Annotated in this window: 17 protein-coding genes; 10 read left to right on the top strand and 7 right to left on the bottom strand. The window is 72.8% G+C overall.

Annotated features, from left to right (window positions below):
• The 4 genes from ACFFCA_RS13290 to ACFFCA_RS13305 all read left to right on the top strand — a co-directional run.
• On the top strand, nt 1-363 hold a 363-nt coding region (locus ACFFCA_RS13290), incomplete at its 5' end, for an OsmC family peroxiredoxin (protein WP_375485548.1).
• A 119-nt stretch (nt 364-482) separates the two neighbouring features.
• A complete protein-coding gene (zwf, locus tag ACFFCA_RS13295; protein ID WP_375485550.1) occupies nt 483-1,874 on the top strand; it encodes a glucose-6-phosphate dehydrogenase in 1,392 nt (463 codons plus the stop codon).
• A gap of 34 nt (nt 1,875-1,908) precedes the next feature.
• Nucleotides 1,909-2,784, top strand: coding sequence for a thioesterase family protein (locus ACFFCA_RS13300; protein WP_375485551.1), 876 nt, complete (start codon nt 1,909-1,911; stop codon nt 2,782-2,784).
• Between the two features lie 88 nt (nt 2,785-2,872).
• Nucleotides 2,873-3,805, top strand: coding sequence for a hypothetical protein (locus ACFFCA_RS13305; RefSeq protein ID WP_375485553.1), 933 nt, complete (start codon nt 2,873-2,875; stop codon nt 3,803-3,805).
• A 9-nt stretch (nt 3,806-3,814) separates the two neighbouring features.
• Here the strand turns inward: ACFFCA_RS13305 and ACFFCA_RS13310 are convergent, their stop codons facing one another.
• On the bottom strand, nt 3,815-4,321 hold the full coding sequence (locus ACFFCA_RS13310; RefSeq protein WP_375485555.1) for a hemerythrin domain-containing protein: 507 nt from the start codon (nt 4,319-4,321) through the stop codon (nt 3,815-3,817).
• 145 nt (nt 4,322-4,466) lie between these two features.
• Here ACFFCA_RS13310 and ACFFCA_RS13315 point away from each other — a divergent pair, with 145 nt between their 5' ends.
• From ACFFCA_RS13315 to malQ, 6 genes are all read left to right on the top strand, one after another.
• The gene (locus ACFFCA_RS13315; RefSeq protein ID WP_375485632.1) at nt 4,467-5,384 is read left to right on the top strand and encodes an NAD(P)H-binding protein; all 918 of its coding nucleotides are present in this window, start codon (nt 4,467-4,469) and stop codon (nt 5,382-5,384) included.
• A 282-nt stretch (nt 5,385-5,666) separates the two neighbouring features.
• Entirely contained in the window at nt 5,667-6,404 is a 738-nt protein-coding gene (locus ACFFCA_RS13320) for an HAD family hydrolase (protein ID WP_375485557.1), read from the top strand.
• Nucleotides 6,401-8,845 (top strand): glycoside hydrolase family 65 protein, encoded by a 2,445-nt coding sequence (locus tag ACFFCA_RS13325; protein WP_375485559.1) that lies wholly within the window; start codon nt 6,401-6,403, stop codon nt 8,843-8,845. The genes ACFFCA_RS13320 and ACFFCA_RS13325 overlap by 4 nt, the downstream gene beginning before the upstream one ends.
• 65 nt (nt 8,846-8,910) lie before the next feature.
• Complete coding sequence (locus ACFFCA_RS13330; RefSeq protein WP_375485561.1) at nt 8,911-9,813, top strand: DUF929 family protein; 903 nt, start codon at nt 8,911-8,913, stop codon at nt 9,811-9,813.
• A gap of 7 nt (nt 9,814-9,820) precedes the next feature.
• Entirely contained in the window at nt 9,821-10,273 is a 453-nt protein-coding gene (locus ACFFCA_RS13335) for a vitamin K epoxide reductase family protein (RefSeq protein WP_375485563.1), read from the top strand.
• Nucleotides 10,251-12,332: a 4-alpha-glucanotransferase gene (malQ, locus tag ACFFCA_RS13340; RefSeq protein WP_375485565.1), complete on the top strand. Its 2,082-nt coding sequence runs from the start codon at nt 10,251-10,253 to the stop codon at nt 12,330-12,332. Before ACFFCA_RS13335 ends, malQ begins: the two co-directional genes overlap by 23 nt.
• Nucleotides 12,333-12,362: 30 nt before the next feature.
• On the opposite strand, the gene ACFFCA_RS13345 is transcribed toward malQ, so the two are convergent.
• Genes ACFFCA_RS13345 through ACFFCA_RS13370 form a run of 6 tightly spaced genes read right to left on the bottom strand, consistent with a single transcriptional unit; the run spans nt 12,363 to nt 16,996 of the window.
• Nucleotides 12,363-12,800 (bottom strand): SRPBCC family protein, encoded by a 438-nt coding sequence (locus ACFFCA_RS13345; protein WP_375485567.1) that lies wholly within the window; start codon nt 12,798-12,800, stop codon nt 12,363-12,365.
• 48 nt (nt 12,801-12,848) lie between these two features.
• Entirely contained in the window at nt 12,849-13,832 is a 984-nt protein-coding gene (locus ACFFCA_RS13350; protein ID WP_375485569.1) for a TIGR03557 family F420-dependent LLM class oxidoreductase, read from the bottom strand.
• Nucleotides 13,829-14,515 (bottom strand): HAD family hydrolase, encoded by a 687-nt coding sequence (locus ACFFCA_RS13355; protein ID WP_375485571.1) that lies wholly within the window; start codon nt 14,513-14,515, stop codon nt 13,829-13,831. Before ACFFCA_RS13355 ends, ACFFCA_RS13350 begins: the two co-directional genes overlap by 4 nt.
• 35 nt (nt 14,516-14,550) lie before the next feature.
• Complete coding sequence (locus tag ACFFCA_RS13360; RefSeq protein ID WP_375485573.1) at nt 14,551-15,243, bottom strand: glycosyltransferase; 693 nt, start codon at nt 15,241-15,243, stop codon at nt 14,551-14,553.
• Nucleotides 15,240-16,007, bottom strand: coding sequence for a PIG-L deacetylase family protein (locus ACFFCA_RS13365; RefSeq protein ID WP_375485575.1), 768 nt, complete (start codon nt 16,005-16,007; stop codon nt 15,240-15,242). Before ACFFCA_RS13365 ends, ACFFCA_RS13360 begins: the two co-directional genes overlap by 4 nt.
• Nucleotides 16,004-16,996, bottom strand: coding sequence for an acyl-CoA dehydrogenase (locus ACFFCA_RS13370; RefSeq protein ID WP_375485577.1), 993 nt, complete (start codon nt 16,994-16,996; stop codon nt 16,004-16,006). The genes ACFFCA_RS13365 and ACFFCA_RS13370 overlap by 4 nt, the downstream gene beginning before the upstream one ends.
• Between the last annotated feature and the right edge of the window lie 21 nt (nt 16,997-17,017).

Here is a 17,017-nt window from a genome sequence, read left to right on the forward strand (position 1 = left end):
AAGGTCGGCACCTACGAGGTGTCCTTCCCCAAGCGCGCCGCCGAGGACGCCGGTGGCACCACCAGCCCCGAGGAACTGATCGCCGCTGCACACTCGTCCTGCTACGCCATGCAGCTCTCGGCCCTCATCGCCCAGGCGGGTGGCACCCCGCAGTCGCTCGACGTCAGCGCGGACGTCTCCCTCGGCCCGGACCCCGCCGGCGGCTTCCGCCTCACCGGCATCAAGCTCACCGTCCGCGGCGAGGTCGAGGGTCTCGACGCCGACGGTTTCGCCAAGGCCGCCGACGACGCCAAGGCCGGCTGCCCGGTGAGCAAGGCCCTGACCGGTGTCGACATCACCCTGGACGCCGCGCTCGAGAACTGACCGATCCCGACCCGGCCGTGGCCCGGTAGCCGCGTTTCGTCCGATTCGCCTACCGGGCCCGTGCCGGCTTCGCGTCGCCGACCTCCCGCTCGGCGCGTTCAGGGAACACAATGGCGCGCATGCAGACCCGTGCCGACGCCGTCGTCCTGTTCGGAGTGACCGGCGACCTGGTGTTCAAGAAGCTGTTCCCCGCGCTCTACCAGATGTCGCGGCAGGGCCGACTCGGCGTGCCGGTGATCGGCGTGGCCCGCTCGGCGTGGGACGACCGGCAGCTGACCGAGCGCGCGCGTAAGTCGGTCGAGGCGGCGGTCGGCACGCCCGACGACGCCGCCCTCGGCCAGTTGGCCGCCTCGCTGACCATGGTCACCGGCGACTACGCGGACCCCGCGACCTACGAGCGCCTCGCCGAGCAGCTGCGCGACGCGACACGTCCCGTGTTCTACCTCGCGATCCCGCCCTCGGTGTTCGGCGACGTCGTCGCCGGGCTGGTCAAGGTGGGCCTCGCGGAGCGGGGCCGCGTCATCGTCGAGAAGCCCTTCGGCCGCGACCGGGAGACCGCCGCCGACCTGAACCAGACCCTGGCCGGCGCGTTCGCGCAACCGGACATCTTCCGCATCGACCACTACCTGGGCAAGGAGTCGGTCGAGGGGCTGCTGGTCTTCCGCTTCGCCAACGCCTTCCTCGAACCGGTGTGGAATCGCAACTACATCGCCAGCGTGCAGGTCACCCTGGCCGAGGAGTTCGGCACCGAGGGACGTGCCGGCTTCTACGACGGGGTCGGCGCCGTCCGCGACGTGCTGCAGAACCACCTGCTTCAGGTGGCGGCGCTGCTTGCCATGGAGCCGCCGATCGCCGACGACGCGGACGCGTACCGCGACGAGGAGGTCAAGGTGCTGCGGCAGGTCGAGCCGCTGGACCCGCTCACCACGGTGCGCGGCCAGTACGTCGGCTACCTCGACGAGCCCGGGGTCGAGCCGGGGTCGACCACCGAGACGTTCGTGTCGACCAAGCTGTCGATCGAGTCGTGGCGCTGGGCGGGCGTGCCGTTCTACCTGCGCGCCGGCAAGTGCATGCCCGGCACCGCGACCGAGGCCGTCGTCGAGCTGCGCCGCCCGCCGCGCCTGCTCTTCAGCGAGATCGACGCGCCGCTGCCCGAGGCCAACCTCGTGCGTTTCCGCCTCGGCCACAGCGACGGCGTCACCATGTCGGTGCAGGCCAAGTCGCCGGGCACCGAGACGGTGAGCCAGCCGGTGGACCTCGGCGTGGACTTCGACACCGCGCTGGGGCACCGGCAGGAGGCCTACGAGCGCCTGATCGACGACGCCATGTGCGGGCGCCGCCACCGGTTCGCCCGCGAGGACACGATCGACCAGGAATGGCGCATCGTGTCGCCGATCCTGGACGGCGCGGACCGTCCGGTGCCCTACTACAAGGGCACCTGGGGCCCGGCCCAGGCCGACGTCCTCGCGGGCGGCTGGCACGACGTCTCCCTGCGGGTGAAGGGCCACTGATCACACCGTCCGACCCGGCGTGTTGGATCACGAGGTGCCCAGTCACCTCCCTGCCGACGCACCCGACGCACCCGATGAGCACGACCCGGCGAGCCGGTTCTCCGCGGCGACGACGCTGACGCCGCTCGACCCGGACGACAGCGGCGTGCGTCGGTTCGCGGGTCGGGCCCACCCGCACTGGACCATCGCCGGCAAGCCCAACGGTGGGTACCTGCTGGCCCTGCTGGCCCGGGCCGCCGTCGAGACGTCGAGCCACTCCGACGTCATCGCCGCGAGCGCCCACTACCTGCGAGCCCCCGAGCCCGGCCCCGTCGAGGTGACGGTCGAGGTGCTGCGGGCCGGGCGGTCGGCCAGCCAGCTGCGGGCCCGCCTCCTGCAGGGCGACCGCCCGTGCGTCGAGACGCTGCTGACCACCGCCGACCTCGATGCCACGACCGATCCGTTCTGGGCCGCCGGGGTGCCGGATCCCGGGCCGGGTGCAACGCCACGTGACGACCTGCCCCGGCTGCCCGCCGTCAACCCGGGCGGTGTGCGGGTCGACGTGATGGCGCTGGCCGACCTGCGCATCGACGCCGAGACCTCCGGCTGGGCGGCCGGCCGGCCCAGCGGGCGCGGCGAGGTACGCGGCTGGCTCGCGCTGCCCGGCGACGAGCCCTTCGACCCGGTGTCATTGCTGTACGCCGTGGACGCGCTGCCCCCGGCCACCTTCGACATCGAGTTCACCGGTTGGGTGCCCACCCTGGAACTGACCGCCTACGTGCGTGCCGTTCCCGCCCCGGGCCCGGTCCGCGTGGTGCAGCGCGCGAGCCTCATCGCCGACGGTCGCGTCGACGAGACTTGCTGGGTCTGGGACTCGCGCGGGCGGGTCGTCGCCCACGCCACCCAGCTGGCGGCGATCAGGCTGGGCTGAGGCCGACGCGCACGGTTCTCATCTCGTCCATGCCTGAAAGCCTCCGGCGGGCAGCCTGAACACAGCTTCCGACGGGCAGACTGACCCGGTGCCCAGGTTCTCGCCCCAGCGCCTCGTCGCCAACCGGCGCGTCGTCGCCGGCCGGGCCTGGTGGGACCAGAGCCTCGGCGGCCGCGGCGTCAGTCGGGTGCGCGAGCTGGACCTCGACACCCCCGCCCTCGCGCTCTGCGCACAGCAGGTGCTCTGCACGGCCCCGCTGGTCGTCGCGGTCTCCGCGGTCCTGCAGCGCGAGACCGGGCACAACATCAGCGTCGTCATCTCGCGCTTCTTCGGGCTGACCAGCACATCGCGCCGCGACCTGTCGCTGTTGTTCGGGCGCACCTCACCGACGATCAGCACGGCCACGCTCGTCCTCGGCCTGATCACCGCGGTCGTCTTCATGACCAGCGTCGGTGCGGTCCAGCAGCGGGCCTTCGAGTTGATCTGGACGCTGCCCCGCGTGACGGGCGTGCAGTCCTATTTCCGGCTGCTGCTGTTCGCGCCGGCCTTCGCCGCGTTCACCCTCGGGATCCTGCTGACCACCCGGATCATGCGGTCGTTCGACATCGATCTCGAGCACGTCGGCCCATGGTCGATCATCGGCATCCACGCCGTGCTCACGTTCGTCTTCTACTGGTGGACCCAGTACTGGTTGCTCGGCGGGCGGATCTCGTATCGCGCGCTGGCGCCCGGTGCCGCGACGATCGCCGTGCTCACGACGGTGCTCGTCCAGCTGTCGCGGCTCATCGTCCCGGGCCAGATCTCCTGGCAGGTCGACGCCTACGGCCTGATCGGCGCCGTGTTCGTGCTCTCGGTCTGGTTGATGGTGCTCAGCGCCGTCATCTTCGCCGGCGTGCTCATCGGCGCGCTGGTGTCCGAACGCCGGGCCGACCCCGGAAGCCGCCAGGCGGCAGAGCCCACGCCGTTGACGAGTGCGGGCGTGGCCTCCGCCGCCGCGGTCGAGCACCTGCCGGCGCCCTGACCCGGACGATCAGCTGTTCTCCGCGATGTACTGCTCCGGGTCGCGGTCGCCGGTGTCGATGCCCTTGCCCTCGGGGTGCTCGCGGTAGAAGCGCATCCACTTCATGGCCAGTTCGTGGCGCAGGTCCAGCGACGTGCTCTTGATGAAATCGGGCATGCCCTCGCGCTCCTCCTCGTCGAGGTGCTCGCCGTTCTCGGTGCGCGCCTTGCCCACGGCCTCGACCCACTCGTCGCTGCCCGTCTCGAGCTCCCCCGCGGCCCGGACCGCGTCGCGGATCTTGTTGTGGTCGTCGATCGCGTCGTCGGTCTCGTCCTCGGGGTCGCCCTCCTTGCCGCCGAGCTTGAGCAGCGCCGGGTAGAAGATCGTCTCCTCGGCCTGCGCGTGCGTGTCGAGGCGCGTCGCGAGCGGCTCCCAGATGGCAGCGAGCTCCTCGGTGCTCTCGGCCTGGTCGAGCAGGAAGAACTGGCGGCGGAACCAGTCGTGGTCGGCGTAGATGAGCTCGATGATGTCGGCCATCGGTCCTCCTCGTTCGGTGCGTGCGTGGCGGTAGATCAGGTCTGGATCGCGTCGGACCTGTGGTCCGACACATCAGCGGTACCCACCCGCGCGGGGGCCGTCACCATGCGGTGAGGGCGGGAAGCGGGTGGGGTACCTGGTGGCCGTGCTGATTCTCGTCGCCGGGGCGTCCGGGTTCGTCGGGCGTGCACTCGTCCCGGCCCTGGTCGAGGCCGGCCACGACGTGCGGGCCATGACGCGCCGGCCCGACCGCTACGACGGCCCGGGCACACCGGTGGCGGGCGACGTCGACGACCCGCGCTCGCTCGACGACGCGCTCGACGGCTGCGACGCCGCCTACTACCTGGTGCACTCCCTCGACCATCGCGACTTCCCGCGGCGTGACGCTGCGGCCGCCCGCGCGTTCGGCGATGCGGCCGGCGCCGCCGGCGTGCGTCGCATCGTGTACCTCGGGGGTCTCGGCGATCCGAGCGACGACCTGTCGCCCCACCTGCGGAGCCGGCAGGAGTGCGAGGGGCTGCTGGCCCTGGGTGGCGTACCGGTCACCACGTTGCGGGCCGGCATCGTTATCGGCCACCGCGGCGCCAGCTGGGAGATCATCCACAACCTGGTGGGCAAGCTGCCTGCCCTGCTCGTCCCGCAGTGGGGCCGCACGCTCACCCAACCCATCGCGCTGGCCGACATGGTCCGCTACCTCGTCGGTGTGCTGGCCATCGAGGATCGCGAGACCTACACCTTCCAGGTCGGGGGCGCCGACGTGCTGCGCTACACCGACATGCTCAGCCGCGTCAGCGTCATCGAGGGCCGCACCTCGATCATGCTGCCCGTCTGGCTGCCCTTCGGTACGCGGCCCGCCGCGCTCGCCGCGTCCGAGGCGCTGCCGTTGCTGACCGGCGTGGACCGCCACACCGTCCGGGCCCTCATCGCCTCGATGGGCAACGACGTCGTGGTCCGCGACGACACCGTCCGCGAGGTCGTGTCCTTCGACCCGATGGGCTACGACGACGCAGTGCTGACCGCCCTGCGCGACCGCGCCCGGGACCGGCCCGCACCGCACGCGTGACGGCGACGCCCGCACGCCACGGCGCCCTGCAGAACGGCGCACCGGGAACCTCGCAGGGCGAGATTCCCGGTGCCTCCGCCGTCCGCGGTAACCGCGTCCGACCCCAGGTCCCCCGATCCGGGGCGGCGGGCGGATCGACTCCCGACCGTTGACGGCGGGTGTCTGCGTCCAGCCTCCGGCTCGCGCCCGACGGTGTCAACCCGCTCGTGGGCCCGGGGACGGGCGCACATCCGGGCCGTCCGGAGCGTGTCGGGACGAGCTGTCGCGGGCAGGCTGGACACCGTGCTGGGACTCCCTGACTCCGTCCACGTATGCCTGTTCGACCTCGACGGCGTGCTGACCGACACCGCGTCGGTCCACCGCGCCGCCTGGAAGGACACCTTCGACCCGGTGCTGGAACGTCACGGCCAGGACCCGTTCACCGACGACGACTACGCCGACTACGTCGACGGCAAGCCCCGTCTGGACGGGACCAGGGACTTCCTGGCGTCGAGGCACCTCGACATCCCCGAGGGCACGGACAGCGACGGACCCGACGACGAGACCGTCCACGGGATCGCGGCCCGCAAGAACGACGAGGTCCTCGCCAAGATCAAGCGTGACGGCGTGAAGGTCTACGACGGTTCGCGGCGCTACCTCGAAGCAGCACGGGACGCGGGTCTGCGGCGTGTCGTCGTGTCGTCGAGCGCCAACACCGCGCAGGTGCTGCACGTCACGGGGCTCGAGTCGCTGGTGGAGGGGCGCGTCGACGGCAACACCATCGACGAACAGGGTCTGCACGGCAAACCGGCGCCGGACTCGTTCCTGGCCGGGGCGAAGCTGGTCGACGCCGCGCCCGGAGCCTGCGTGGTGTTCGAGGACGCCACGTCCGGCGTGGAGGCCGGGCACCGCGGCGCATTCGGGTACGTCGTGGGCGTCAACCGGCTCGACGCACACCATGCCGCCGAGCTCACCGAGCACGGTGCGACCGTGGTGGTCGACGACCTGTCGGACCTGCTCGACGGCGGGAACGACGCATGAGCACGGACCCGTCCCGGCCGGCGATGCTCAGCCGCGGGGCCTTCGCCGACCGCTTCCCGCAGCACCCGTGGGTGTTGCGGGAGGTCGGCCTGGACCACACCCAGCTCGCGCAGTCCGAGTCGTTGTTCGCCCTGGGCAACGGCCACATCGGCGTGCGCGGAAACCTCGACGAGGGCGACCCGAACGGCCTGTCCGGCACCTACCTGAACTCCTTCTACGAGACCCGGCCGCTGCCCTACGCCGAGGCCGGGTACGGCGACCCCGAGACCGGCCAGACCATCCTCAACGTCACCAACGGCAAGATCATCCGGTTGCTCGTCGACGACGAGCCCTTCGACCTGCGGTACGGCACCCTCGTGTCGCACGAACGGGTCCTCGACCTGCGCACCGGTGTCCTCCTGCGAACCGTCGAGTGGCGGTCGCCGGCCGGCACCGGCATCAAGGTGCACACGGAACGGCTCGTGTCCCTGTCACGGCGCTCGCTGCTCGCCATCCGCTACCGCGTCGAGGCGACCGACTCCCCGGTGCGGATCGTGCTGCAGTCCGAGCTGGTCGCCAACGAGCCGTTGCCGGCGCAGTCCAGCGACCCGCGCGCGGCAGCCGCGATCAAGGACGCCCTCCAGGCCGTGACCCACAACTCCCGCGGCAACCGCGCCCATCTGGTGCACGAGACACGTTCGAGCGGGCTGCGCGTCGCCGCGGCGATGGGTCACGAGCTGGCCGCCCCCGGCGACTGCGCCACCGAGATGACCTGTGAGCCCGACTGGGCGCGGTTCACGGTGGCCAGCGCGCTCGAGCCGGGCGAGTCCACCGAGCTGGTGAAGTTCGTCGCCTACGGCTGGTCCGGCACCCGCACCACGCCGACCCTGCGCGACCAGGTCGACGCCGCCCTGGTCAGCGCCCACCAGGCCGGGTGGGACACCGTCGAGCGGGAACAGCGTGAGCACCTGGACGACTTCTGGGCCGGCGCCGACGTGGAGATCGACGGGCCGGTCGAGGTCCAGCGCGCCGTCCGCTTCGGCATCTTCCACGCCTACCAGGCGAGCGCCCGCGCCGAGAACCGCTGCATCGCCGCCAAGGGGCTCACCGGCCCCGGCTACGACGGGCACTCGTTCTGGGACACCGAGATGTTCGTGCTGCCGCTGCTGAGCGCTACGGCGCCGGGCGCGGCCGCCGACGCCCTGCGCTGGCGGCTGAGCATCCTCGACGAGGCCCGCGACCGCGCCCGCACGCTGCGCCTGCGCGGTGCCGCCTTCCCGTGGCGCACCATCGCCGGCCAGGAGTGCTCCGGCTACTGGCCGGCCGGCACGGCCGCGCTGCACATCAACGCCGACATCGCGGCGGCCGCCGCCCGGCACGTGTGGTGGACCCGCGACGACGAGTTCGCCCGCACGGTCGCCCTGCCCCTGCTCGTCGAGACCGCGCGGCTGTGGTCCGCACACGGTTACCTCGGCGCCGACGAGCGGTTCCACATCGACGGCGTCACGGGCCCCGACGAGTACACCGCGGTCGTCGACGACAACGTCTACACCAACCTGATGGCCAAGCGGAATCTCAGCTCGGCCGCCGAGCTGGCCCGGCGCTTTCCCGACCACCTCGCCGACCTCGACGTCAGCGAGGAGGAGATCGCCAACTGGGAGGACCGCGCGGGCCGGATGGCGGTCCCGTACGACGAGGCGCAGCAGGTGCACGAGCAGGACCGGGGCTTCACCGTCCGCGACCGGTGGGACTTCGAGCGCTCCGCCCGCAACGACGAGTACCCGTTGCTGCTGCACGTCCCCTACTTCGACCTGTACCGCAAACAGGTCGTCAAGCAGTCCGATCTCACCCTCGCCCTGCACTGGTGCGGCAGCGAGTTCGACGCCGAGGAGAAGGCCCGCGACTTCGCCTACTACGAGGCCCTCACCGTGCGGGACTCCTCCTTGTCGGCCTGCACGCAAGCGGTCGTCGCCGCCGAGTGCGGGCACCTCGACCTCGCCGCCGACTACCTCGCCGAGGCCGCCCTGATGGATCTGCACAACCTGCAGCACAACGCCCGCGACGGACTGCACATCGCGTCGCTCGCCGGCGGCTGGCTGGCCCTGGTGGCCGGTTTCGGCGGCATGCGGGACATGGGTGAGCACCTGTCGTTCCGGCCGCAGCTCCCGCCGGGCTGGACGGGGCTGCGCTTCACCCTCCGGGTCGGGCCCCAGCGCCTCCGCGTCGACATCGGCACCGAGACGGTGACCTACACCGTCGACGGCGACGACGTCCTGCAGGTCCTGCACCTGAGCGACGACGACGAGCGGGAGCTGCTCGACGTCGGGCCCGGGGACGGTGTCGAACGATCGTGGACGCCGGTGAAACCGAAGACCGCCACCCCCACGCAGCCGGCCGGCCGGCCGCCGTTCTCGCTGCCCGACATGCTCGAGCCCGGGGCCGATTCCGGCATCGCGAGCTGACGGCACCCGCGCGCCGTCCCGGCCCGCTCGGGAACCGCACGGGCGGTTCGTGCGACTGTAGATGCGTGGCATCGAGAGCGAAGGGCCCCGACCCGAATCGACGCCGGCTGGCGGCCGAGCGTGCGGCCGAGAAGCGCCGGCAGATCGCCGAGCAGCAGCAGCGCCGTCGGCGGTTGGTGACGGTCGCCGGCGCGCTCGGTGCCGTCGTCGTGATCGTGGTCGTCCTCGTCGTCGTCAAGGTCGTCGGTGACAGCAACAAGCCCAAGTCCGGCACCAAGGCCATCGTGGCGGCCCCGAGCGTCGCCACCAGCCTCGCGTCGGTGCCTACCTCGGTGTTCGACACGATCGGTCTGGGCGACGCCAAGGCACCCCCCCGGCCGACGTCCGGGTCGCCCCTGACTGCGGACGGCAAGCCGCGGGTGCTCTACGTCGGCGCCGAGTGGTGCCCGTTCTGCGCGGCCGAGCGCTGGGCCCTGGCCCTGGCCCTGGAACGTTTCGGTGACTTCCGCGGGCTGCAGCAGGTGTCGTCGTCGCCCAGCGACAGCTACCCGAACACCCACACGATCTCGTTCGCCGGCGCGACCTACACGAGCAGCTACCTGGCGTTCACCGGCAAGGAGCTGCAGAGCAACCAGGTCTCCGGTGACCACTACGCCACCCTCGACACCATCACCGGCACCGACAAGCAGTTGTTCGAGAAGGTCGGTAAGGGCGGGTACCCGTTCGTCGACCTCGGCGGGTCGGCGCTGATCACCGGTGCGCAGTACGACCCGGGCGTGCTGAAGGGCAAGACGCAGACCCAGATCGCGGCCGCCCTGCGGCAGCCCTCGTCCTCCATCGCCCAGGGCATCGTCGGGTCGGCCAACCTCATCACGGCCAGCCTGTGCAAGCTCACCGGCAAGGCGCCGGCGGCCGTGTGCTCCTCGCGCGCGGTGACGACGGCCACGGCCGCCCTGCCGTCGAGCTGACGCCCCGATGACGACCGACGTGGCGCGCGGGCGCCGGCTGCACTGGGCGGCCGTCGTCCCCGCCGTCGTGGGCCTCGGCGCGTCGGTCTACCTGACCGTCGAGCACTTCAGCTCCTCGACGACCTTCGCGTGCCCCGAGAACGCGACCGTCAACTGCCAGAAGGTGACGACGAGCAGCTACTCGCACCTGCTCGGTGTTCCCGTCGCGCTCGGCGGGGCGCTCTACTTCCTGGTGATGGTCGCCCTGGTCAGCCCGCCGGCCTGGCGGATCGAGGTGCTCGACCGCGTCCGGATCGCCGCCGCTGCCCTCGGCGTGGTGGCCGTGCTCTACCTGCTGTGGGCCGAGCTGTTCCGAATCGACGCGATCTGCCTGTGGTGCACGGTCGTGCACGTCTGTGCGGTGTGGTTGCTCGGTGCGGTGCTCTGGTACGCAGGCGATGTACGGGATCGGCTTGGATAGGCCCGTGACCGACGACCACGGCTCCTACGGAGAGGCCCTGCGTGCCCTGGCCACCGCCCACGGCATCGACACCGAGTACCGCGACTGGCAGGGGCAGCACCGCACGGTGCCCGAGCCCACGCTCGTCGCGGTGCTGGCGGCGATGGACGTCGACGCCTCGACCGCCGAGCGCTGCGCCGCTGCGCTCGAGGCGCACCGGGACGGTGACGCCGAAGCCCTGCCCGCGTGCCTGGTCGTGCCCGGCGGCACGGAGACGCGCGTGCCGGTACGCGGCACGGTCGAGCTCGAGGACGGCGCGACCCGCGTCGTCGACGGCGTGCTGCCCGCCGACCTGCCGCTGGGCTACCACCGGCTCGTCCCGGACAACGGCGCTCCCGTACCGCTGATCGTCACGCCGGCGCGGCTGGACCTGCCGAGCGCGCTGGTCGAGCGGCCCGGCTGGGGCCTGGCCGCGCAGCTCTACAGCGTCCGCTCCCGCGCGTCGTGGGGCGTCGGTGACCTCGCGGACCTGCGCACGCTCGCCGAGTGGGCGGCGCGCGAGCACCGGGCCGACTACGTGCTGATCAACCCCGTCCACGCCGGTGAGGTGGTGCCGCCGCTCGACCCGTCGCCGTACCTGCCGAGCAGTCGGCGCTTCGCCGACCCGCTGTACCTGCACGTCGAGGACGTTCCCGAGTACGCCGCACTGGTGCCCGAGGACCGGGCCGAGGTCGACCGGCTCGGCGCCGCGGTGCGGGAACGCCACGACGACCTCGTCGCACGCGACCCGGCGTGGACGGCCAAGCTGGGCGCCCTGCGCATCCTGCTGGACGCGAGCGCCGACCCCGAGCGGGTGCGGGCCTACGCGACCTTCCGGCACGAGCAGGGTGACGCGCTCGAGCTGTTCGCCACCTGGTCCGCGCTGTGCGAGGAGCACGGCAACGACTGGCGGGCGTGGCCCGAGGCGTTCCGCGACCCGCACGGCACCGCCGTCGCCGACTTCGCCGCCGCGCACGCCGAACGCGTCGAGTTCTTCGCCCGCGTCCAATGGCTGCTCGACGAGCAGCTGACCGCCGTCCACGCGGCCACGCTGGAGGCGGGGATGGCGCTGGGCGTGGTGCACGACGTCGCGGTCGGCGTCAGCCCGTCCGGCGCCGACGCCTGGGCCTACCAGGACGCCATGGCGACCACGGTCACGGTCGGGGCCCCACCCGACGCCTACTCGCAACTGGGCCAGGACTGGGGCCAGCCGCCGTGGCGGCCCGACCGGCTGGCAGCAACCGGCTACGGGCCGATCCGTGAGCTGTTCGCGAGCGCTCTCCGGCACGGTGGCGGCCTGCGAGTCGACCACATCGTCGGGCTCTTCCGGCTGTGGTGGATCCCGGCCGGCCGCCCGGCGAACGAGGGCACCTACGTGCACTACGACCACGAGGCGCTGGTCGGCATCCTGGCCCTGGAGGCGCACCGCGCCGGTGCGGTGGTCATCGGCGAGGACCTCGGCAACGTCGAGGACTCGGCCCGGTCTTACCTGCGCGAACGTGGGCTGCTGGGCACGTCCATCCTGTGGTTCGAGACCGATCCGCAGCGGCCCGGCGCACCCCTGCCGCCGCAACGCTGGCGGGCGCTGTGCCTGGCGTCGGTGACGACGCACGACCTCCCGCCCACGGCGGGCTACCTGGCCGGCGAGCACATCCGTCTGCGTGACGAGCTGGGCCTGCTCACCCGCCCGGTCGAGGACGAGCTGGCCGACGCGGCGCGCGACCGGCAGGCGTGGGTCGAAGAGCTCGTGCGGGAGGCGGTGCTCCCGGCCTCGGCGGTCGAGGCGCCGTCGACCGAGGACCTGGTGCTCGCCCTGCACCGCTTCCTGACCCTTACCCCGTCGCGTCTGCGCTGCGTGGCGCTCACCGACGCCGTCGGCGACCGGCGCACGCAGAACCAGCCGGGCACCAGCCAGGAGCAGTACCCGAACTGGCGGGTGCCGCTGTCCGGACCGGACGGCAGACCCGTCCTGCTCGAGGACGTGCTGACCGACGAACGTGCGGCAACGTTGCTGCAGGTGTTCGCAGTCGCACCCGACTGAGCGTCGCGGCCTGGATCGGGCCGCCGTAGATCAGACGGCGAGGCCGTTGAGTGTCTCGGTCATCTTCTTCTCGGTCTCGCCGGCGAGCTTCTCGAACTCCAGCTTCATGATGGGCGACGCCAGCTTGGCCGCGCCGTGCATCTCGAGGTCGGCGCGGTAGGTGATCTCGGTGCCGCCGTCGGCGGGCCGGAACGTCAGCGTGTCGGTCGACGTGGCGCTGTCGTTCTTGCCCACCAGGACGATCTCGTCGGCCTCGAGCTTCTCCAGGGTGTAGGTCAGCTCGGCCTTGACGCCCATGATCTTGGAGACGTTGTGCCAGTTGGCGCCGACCGCGATCGGCCCGCTGTCGTTGCGGGTGCACGTCTCGGTGCCCGGGTCCCAGTCGACCGCATTGCCGAAGTCTTTGAGGTACTCGACGGCGCGCTCGAGCGGCAGGGTGACGGTGAAGGTGCGGGAGACGGAGGGCATGGTTCGTCCTTTCGGTTGACGGTTGGCGGTTCGGGGTTGCCGGGCAGGTCAGGGCGCGGCGGTGCGGAGCTTGTCGAGCAGGGTGGGCGCGACCGAGGCCAGGAACTCGTCCTGGGTCTCGTCGCCGACCTGGACCAGCGCGACATCGGTGAACCCGGCCTCCCAGAACGGCCGGACCGCGTCGACGATCGCGTCCAGGTCGGGGCCGCACGGGATGGAGGCCGCGACATCGGCGGGCCTGACGAACTGGCTGGCCGCGTCGAACGCGGCCGGTGTCGGCAGGTCGGCGTTGACGCGCCAGCCGCCGCCGAACCAGCGGAACAGGTCGTGGGCCCGGGTCGTCGCCGCGTCCACGTCCGGACCCCAGCTGATCGGGATCTGGCCGATCTTGCGGCTGACCGGCAGGCCCGCCGCCGCGCGAGCGTCGTCCCAGCCCTTCGCGAAGTCGGCCTCGGGCTCCACGGCGATCAGGTGGTCGACGAGGGCCGAGAACCGCTCGATCGACGCGTCACCCGAGACCGCCGCGGCCAACGGCACGGGCTGGTCGGGCAGGTCCCACACCTTTGCGGAGTCGACCCGGAAGTACTCGCCCGCCCAGGTCGTGAGCTCGCCGGTGTGCAGGGCGCGGATGATCTCGACGGCCTCGACGAGCCGTTCCTGGCGGACCGCGGCGACGGGCCACGGTGCGCCGACGACGTGCTCGTTGAGGTTCTCACCGGACCCGAGGCCCAGGGTGAAGCGGTTGTCGCTGAGCAGCGCCAGCGTGGCGGCCTGCTGCGCGACCACGGCCGGGTGGTAGCGGAACGTCGGGCACGTCACGTAGGTCATCAGCTCGACGCGGGAGGTGTTGTGCGCGACCGCGCCGAGCATCGTCCAGGCGTTAGGCGAGTGACCCATGCTGGTGAGCCACGGGAAGTAGTGGTCGCTCGACACCTCGAAGTCGAAACCGGCGTCCTCGGCCGCGGCGGCGTAACCGACCAGCTCGCGCGGGCCGCTCTGCTCGGTCATCAGGGTGTAGCCGAAACGGGTCATGGACGGGTTGCCTCCAGGGTGCTGCCGGCCAGCGACGTGCTGGCCCAGTGCTCGAGCAGGTCGGCCGGGTCGCGGAACACCGCGCTGGCACCGGCGTCGCGCAGCTCGGCCTCGCTCGTGCCACCGCACTCCACCCCGATGCACTCCACACCGGCCGAGGTGGCGGCCTCGACGTCCCAGACCGCGTCGCCCACGAACACGCTCTCCCGCGGGCGCAGGCCGGCCTTGTCGAGGGCGACCTGGACGAGGTCGGGGTCGGGCTTGCTGCCCCGGCTGTCGGCCGAACCGGTGACGGCGTCGATGGCGTCGTCGAGATCCAGCACGCCGCGCAGCACGCCCAGTTCGGCCGACCCGGCCGAGGAGGCGAGCACGGTGGTCAGGCCGGCGTCGTGACACGTGCGCACCAGCTCGCGCGCACCGGGCATGATCCGCAGGCGATCCCAGTAGGTCGCGTACACGGCGTCGTGCGAGGCGACGATCTGCTCGACGACGTCGTCGCCGACGTCCTCGCCGAGCACGTGCGGGACGAGCTTGTCGCCGCCCATACCCACCGAGCGATGGATCGTCGCGGTGGGCACGTCGCGGTCGTGCTGACGCAGGGCCTGCCACCAGCAGACGGCGTGGATGTAGCCCGAGTCGACGAGCGTGCCGTCGACGTCGAAGAGCACTCCTCGTGCGGTCACCGCCGCGCCTCCTCCGTTGTTCGGATGCCAGTCCCCTACCCGGCTCGCGGTTGCGGCAAGCCGTCGGCCAGATTGGCGAGGTAGCCGGCGAAACCGTCCGGCGCGCGGCCGTGCGTGCGGGAGCTGGTCTCGACCACGACGTCGCCGCAGCGCCGCACGTGCACGCCGGCGAGCTGCTCCACGCGGGCCACCAGCCCGGCGTCCTCGTGGGCGGGCAGCGGCGGCCAGCCACCGGCGGCGGCGTGGGTCGAGCCCCGGATCCCGAGGTTGGCGCCGTGGACGTGCCGGTGCCCGTCGCCGAGGTGATGCGCGGCGATCCAGGCGAGGCGCACGGCCTCGGGCAGTGCGTCCGGTCGCACCGTCCCGAGCACCAGATCGGCGCCGTCGTCGGCGTGGGAGACCATGCGCAGCAGCCAGTCGATGGGCACGCGGCAGTCGGCGTCGGTGCTGGCCAGCCAGTGCTGCGGGTCGTCCGGTACCCGCGCCGCGCCGATGCGGCGGGCCGCACCGACCGAGCCGTCGTAGGCCTCGAGGACGCACACGTCCGGGTAGCGGGCCACGACGCCTCGGGTGCCGTCCCGGCACACGTCGAGCACGACGACCACGTCGATCGGGACACCCCGCTCGCGCTGCACGTGCGCCCGGGCCGCGAGCACGGAGTCCAGGCAGGCACCGATGACGGCCTGCTCGTCGCGCGCCGGCACGACGACCGTCCCGGCCGTGATCATCCGGCGTCGCTCGGCGCGGCCGGCGCCGCATCGCCGACGACGAAGCACTCGAAGGTCCTGGCGAAGTGCGCCACGATCTCGGGCGGCAGGATTGCCTCGTCACCGGGCTCGGCGGACAGCGGACGGTGCTGGGAGACGTGGCAGGCGAGGGCATCGGCCTTGGTGTCGTGTGCGGCGGCGTCGAGGTCCACCCGGGCCAGCTGCGCGACCGGCACCTCCGGTCCGTCGGGCCGCGCCCAGTGCCACATCCAGATCGGGTACTGCCACAGGGGCAGGCCGCGCCGCCGGGCGATGGCGGCCGCAGCCCTGGCGCAGGCCTCGTGGTCGGGGTGGCGGTCCCCCGCCCACGGGCTGACGATCAGCGTCGCGGCGCCGACGAGCTGCTCGACCTGCTCGATCAACGTGTCCCGGTGCTCGGTCAGCGCGCCGTCGGGCAGTCCCAGGAACCGGACCTCGCATCCGGGCGCGAGAACGGACACGGCGGCCCGCACCTCGTCGCGGCGACGCCGGGCGAGCTGCGCGGGCGAGGCCGTACGCGAGGAGGGGTGCGAGGCCTCGCCGTCGCTGGCCACCACGACGGTCACGGGCACGTCGTCCTGCGCGCACCGTGCCAGCAGCCCACCGGCGCCGAGCGTCTCGTCGTCCGGATGGGCGGCGAGCACCAGGACGTGCTCGCCGGGGCCCGGGGCGTCCATGCGGGGCAGGTCGGCCAGCTGCCAAGCGCCCTCGGGCGTGCCCCGGTCGCGGTGGTCGAACCCGCTCACACGTCACCGAGGCGTCGGCCCAGCTCGGCGAGGTCGCGCTCGGCGTGGTGCTGGCGGACGTAGAGGGTCAGGTCGGCCACCCGCGCCGCGTGCTCGGCGTCGAAGGCCAGCGGCGTCGGCCCGAGAGCGTGGCCGACCTGACGCAGGACGGTCTCGACGCAGTCCGCCACGGCGGCCCGGACCCGCAGCGCGAGCACCTCGGGGTCGGCAGCAGGGCCGGCGGCGGGGTCGACCGGTGCGTCGACCTCGCGGGCCGCGGCGGCCAAGGCGCTCTGCGCGGCGAACAGCGCCGCGTCGACCGTGCCGCGGTGCAGGTCGTCGAGGTCCCGCCGGCGCGATCCCGCCCACAGCGCGTCGGCCACGCCCCGTGCGCCGCCGAGCCAGCAGGCGGCGACGCCGATGCCACCCCAGGCGAAGCCGGCACGCCGCAGGTACCAGCCCGGCGCGCCCACGGGCTCGGCCGGCGTCGCCGAGAAGGTGACCGGCCCGCTCACGACGGTGCGCAGACCCCGTGCCACCCACCGGTCGGACGGTTCGGCGCGCACGTCGTCGCGCCGCAGGTCCACCGCGAACAGACCGCGCTCGTCCCCGGTGTGCGCAGTCACCAGGGCCGCGTCGAGCGCGCCACCCAGGGAGCACCACGGCTTCACCCCGGTCAGGGTCACCCGCCCGTCGTCGGCCGGGTCGGCCACGAGGCGGACGCCGGGGGCCTCGGCGGCGAACACGCCCCACGTCCGCCGCTCGTCGTGCAGGTCGCGGCCGCTCTCGGCGAGCACGGCCAGGGCGTCGGCGTGCGCCTCGACGACCCGAGCCACCGTCAGGTTGGCGCGCCCGAGCTCGGCCAGCGTGGCCCAGCGCGCAACGGTGTCGCCGGCGCCCGGCAGGGGCAGCGTCGTGCCGAGGTCGCGAGCCAGCTCGAGGGCGGCCCCGATGTCCTCGCCGCAGGCCAGCGCGCGTGCGCGGAGACGCGCGTGCTCCGAGGCGGTCATCGCAGCTCCTGGACCTGGCCC

The sequence above is a fragment of the uncultured Jatrophihabitans sp. genome, from assembly GCF_964252635.1.
In the GTDB taxonomy this organism is placed as follows: domain Bacteria; phylum Actinomycetota; class Actinomycetes; order Mycobacteriales; family Jatrophihabitantaceae; genus Jatrophihabitans.

Excerpts from the sequence above, each read along its gene's own strand:
- ACFFCA_RS13335 (WP_375485563.1), top strand. The coding sequence starts at position 9,821 with ATGACGACCGACGTGGCGCGCGGGCGCCGGCTGCACTGGGCGGCCGTC.
- ACFFCA_RS13325 (WP_375485559.1), top strand. The coding sequence starts at position 6,401 with ATGAGCACGGACCCGTCCCGGCCGGCGATGCTCAGCCGCGGGGCCTTC.
- ACFFCA_RS13370 (WP_375485577.1), bottom strand. The coding sequence starts at position 16,996 with ATGACCGCCTCGGAGCACGCGCGTCTCCGCGCACGCGCGCTGGCCTGC.
- ACFFCA_RS13345 (WP_375485567.1), bottom strand. The coding sequence starts at position 12,800 with ATGCCCTCCGTCTCCCGCACCTTCACCGTCACCCTGCCGCTCGAGCGC.
- malQ (WP_375485565.1), top strand. The coding sequence starts at position 10,251 with ATGTACGGGATCGGCTTGGATAGGCCCGTGACCGACGACCACGGCTCC.
- ACFFCA_RS13350 (WP_375485569.1), bottom strand. The coding sequence starts at position 13,832 with ATGACCCGTTTCGGCTACACCCTGATGACCGAGCAGAGCGGCCCGCGC.
- ACFFCA_RS13310 (WP_375485555.1), bottom strand. The coding sequence starts at position 4,321 with ATGGCCGACATCATCGAGCTCATCTACGCCGACCACGACTGGTTCCGC.
- ACFFCA_RS13360 (WP_375485573.1), bottom strand. The coding sequence starts at position 15,243 with ATGATCACGGCCGGGACGGTCGTCGTGCCGGCGCGCGACGAGCAGGCC.
- zwf (WP_375485550.1), top strand. The coding sequence starts at position 483 with ATGCAGACCCGTGCCGACGCCGTCGTCCTGTTCGGAGTGACCGGCGAC.